The sequence below is a fragment of the Rhodococcus baikonurensis genome (assembly GCF_040489275.1).
In the GTDB taxonomy this organism is placed as follows: Bacteria; Actinomycetota; Actinomycetes; order Mycobacteriales; family Mycobacteriaceae; genus Rhodococcus_F; species Rhodococcus_F baikonurensis.
Map to the genome: position 1 here is coordinate 1 of NZ_JBEUOQ010000057.1, position 3561 is coordinate 3561.

Here is a 3561-nt window from a genome sequence, read left to right on the forward strand (position 1 = left end):
GCTCAATGCGTTTGCGATCACCTTCGAAGGACGCATCACCCTGAACGGTAACTAACCGACATCAAGGTCGGATCCACCGTTAATCGGACACTCCCGGATGCATCGTAGCGAACGGGAGTGGTGTTGTTTTGGGAATATTGGGTGATGAAATCGGTTGGATCCGCCGAGGTTGGTATCCACATGGTCGGAAGATTCCAAGAGCGTGATGTTTGGGTGCCTTTTGTGGGTCCCAATGCCGCTATACGCATTTCGATGCTGTCCAACGCGTTTTGGCTGCGCGTAGACCCAGCCCATGCTTGTAACGATCTCCTGAGAGCGTTGGGTCGGTGGCGTCGAGTTGGTCGAAACTTGCTTGAAAGAATTTGAGGTTGCCCCAGTCGGGCTGTGCCCTGGATGGACACGGCATGATGGGTACGTGAACCTTGACGAGCTCTACTGCGACCTGCATGCGCATCCAGAACTTTCCTTCGAAGAAACACGCACGGCTGCAATCGCTGCCGCGGAACTTCGGGCCGCAGGGTTCGCTGTTATCGAGGGCGTCGGAGCCACGGGGGTCGTCGGTGTGCTTCGGAACGGTAGTGGGCCGACGGTGCTGCTGCGAGCTGACATGGATGCATTGCCGGTGGTGGAGGCCACTGGTCTGGCGTATGCCAGCATCACATCAGGTGTCATGCACGCGTGCGGGCATGACGTGCATGTTGCCTGTCTGATCGGCGCGACTCGGGAGCTTGCCGCGACGCGGGGGGATTGGAGTGGCACGGTCGTGGCTGTGTTTCAGCCAGCCGAGGAGGTCGGGCGCGGCGCGCAGGCAATGCTCGACGACAGGCTGTATGAAAGAGTGCCGATACCGGATGTCGTACTCGCCAGCACGTCGGGCCCGCACCCGCCGGGATGGTCGGAGCTCACTCTGGCGCGGCCTTCGCTTCAGCTGACAGCATCGACATAACGGTGCAGGGACGTGGTGGACACGGATCGAGGCCCGAGACCACGATCGATCCGATCGTCATCGCTTCGTCCATCGTCGGGCGGTTGCAGACCATTGTCTCCCGGGAGATTGCGCCGAAGGAGACCGCGGTGGTTACCGTTGGGCGGCTCAACGCCGGCACAAAGAACAACATCATCCCTGACAGCGCGGAGCTTGGCCTGACCATTCGCTCCTACAGTGAGGATGTGCGGGAGCGTATGTTGGCTGCGATCGAGCGCATCGTGAGTGCCGAGGCGGCAGCGTCCGGAGCGCCGGATCCTGTGATCGTGCGGGCGGAGTCTTTTCCCGTTACGGTCAATGGAGACAATGCTACTGAGCGCACGATGGTCGCGTTCCGGTCGGCGTTCGGCGACGACACGGTCTTTGACCCCGGGCAGGTCTCGGGAAGCGAGGATGTCGGTTTGCTCGCTACTGCTGCGAGTGCGCCGTTGGTCTACTGGATTCTCGGGGGTACGCACCCGGCAACGTATCGGGCCGCTGCGGAGGCAGGGAGCATCGACCGCGATATCCCATCGAACCACTCGGCCTATTTCGCTCCGGAAGTTCAACCGACACTTAACCGTGGGGTCGCTGCCTTGGTGATCGCCACTCGGGAGTGGTTGCGAGTCTGAGCCTGGTCGAGGGCCACACGCACGCGTCTTCACCGCCAAGACGACGAAGTTAGTCGGACCGACGGCGTAACTGTGCACATGATCGTCGCCGTCGACGTTTCGTACTCAACCCGCCCATCTAGATCTGATTGTCTACACGGGAATCGTGGGCAAGGCGCATGATCGACTCTATGAATCCAGTCGGTTGCCGACATTCTGATCTTGAGCTTCGCCGTTCAGCCGGATATGGACGCGATCATTGACAGTTTCGCCCAGTCCTATTTCGCTGAACGGCTATGGTCGGTCCATGCTTATTGCACGGATGCAAATACTAGGACTGATTGTGGGTCCGGCGATTTTTGGGCTTTCGCCGCTGTTCTGGAACGACGGGCATTACGGAGTGGTCGGTGGCATGCTCATCGCTGTATCGACCGTGCCGTGGGTGTTCGGGCTCCTAGGTGAGTACGAGAAGCTGCGTGCCCCCTTCCCGGTTGTGTCTGGGCTGTGGTTCTTGCTGGTGCTGGTAGGCATGTTCGGGACTGTCGCGTTCGGGCTGCAAGGTTTCTTCGAGGGTGTCTTCGGCGTCGACGACAGTTCGGCACTAGCGTCGTTCGCCGGCTACCCGACGGCCGGCACAATCATGTTGCTGCTCGCGGGGCCGACCTTTCCCTTCGCGCTTGTTGTGTTTGGAACCATGCAGTGGCGTGCCCGCACGGTTCCGCCGGCCTGCGCTGTCCTAGTGCTCATCGCGGCGGTTGCGTTCCCGATCGCCCGAGCTACGCGTGAGGTGCCCGTAGCAATCGTCGCCGACCTCGTGATGGTAGCAGCGTTCTGCGGAGTGGCGTGGTATGCGTGGACAAGGCAGATCGCCGCCGTCGACAACTCTTGACTCTGTATTAGTAAGTGACCGAATTATTCTGTACTGCAATATGATACGAAATGCGAGGTGCCGCGATCATATCGGTGTTCTTGTCGGGTTAGGCAGGACTTGATGAGTCACCCTGACTGCCAGTGAAAGCTGTCCAATCGGTGCCATCAAGACGATCTTAGTGAGGACGGAAGGTGTCAGGTGTTCGCGATCGTCAGTGTCGACACAGGCGCTCGCACCGCAATCACGCGGGTGATCACTACTCGCAGCATCGTGCTTTCCGGTTTTCCTCGTTCACCTCCTTACCACGGAATCAGGTCATCTAGTCGTCTGGCAGCCAGACAGGCACCATATTCTCGAAGACAGCTAGCGGTCGTCGGGCGTGGAGAACGATTCGGCACAAACCAGCGGTTGATGTGGGATCTCAAACGCCGCCTCGCTGAAGTGGCGCGGTTGGGGAAACCCGATCTGCTTTCGCTCACCTGGACTTAGGCACTGACCTTGACAACGAAAGGATTCAAGCCTTTGACCGCACAGACGTATGTCGTCGTTGCCGAACTAGATGTTGCGGGTACGGACGTTGATGACGCGGGACTGAAGTAGACGGGCTGGTCCTCGGCGCGAGAATAGGAATTGCGACATAGCCGTTCTCGACCAAGAAGGACCAGCCCTGTGACACACCGTAATGCCCCACTCACCGTCGAGGGAAGACGACGCCTGATCGAGCGGTGTCACGACCGCCCGATCGCCCACGTCGCCGCCGAAATGGGCATCTCCCGACAATGCGCCTCCAAGTGGGTCAACCGGTATCGCAAGTACGGTGACCTGGGATTACAGGACCGATCCAGCACGCCGCACCATCAACCGACCGCTACAGCGGCAGGGCTTGTGGCCGAGATCGAAGCAATGCGCCGGAGCCGGAAATGGTCGGCTTCACGAATCACGTTCGAACTGGGCACCGACGGCATCGTCATTGCTCGTCGGACGGTCACGAGAATCCTGCGGAGCCTGGGATTGCACCGTCGCCGGTTCATCGACCCGAACGGCGAAACCAACCGAAAACCCCAGGTCATCGCCGCCAAGCGACCTGGTCAGATGGTCCACGTCGACGTCAAGAA

4 protein-coding genes are annotated in these 3561 nt (G+C 59.8%); all 4 read left to right on the forward strand.

Annotated features, from left to right (window positions below; translation table 11 throughout):
• The first annotated feature begins 415 nt into the window (after window positions 1-415).
• Entirely contained in the window at window positions 416-946 is a 531-nt protein-coding gene (locus tag ABWI03_RS34010) for a M20/M25/M40 family metallo-hydrolase (RefSeq protein ID WP_003945383.1), read from the forward strand.
• 2 nt (window positions 947-948) lie between these two features.
• Window positions 949-1596 (forward strand): peptidase dimerization domain-containing protein, encoded by a 648-nt coding sequence (locus ABWI03_RS34015; RefSeq protein WP_003945380.1) that lies wholly within the window; start codon window positions 949-951, stop codon window positions 1594-1596.
• Window positions 1597-1882: 286 nt separating this feature from the next.
• Window positions 1883-2464: a hypothetical protein gene (locus tag ABWI03_RS34020; RefSeq protein ID WP_037132137.1), complete on the forward strand. Its 582-nt coding sequence runs from the start codon at window positions 1883-1885 to the stop codon at window positions 2462-2464.
• 651 nt (window positions 2465-3115) lie between these two features.
• A partial coding sequence (locus ABWI03_RS34025; RefSeq protein ID WP_350835280.1) for a helix-turn-helix domain-containing protein occupies window positions 3116-3561 on the forward strand: 446 nt, incomplete at its 3' end.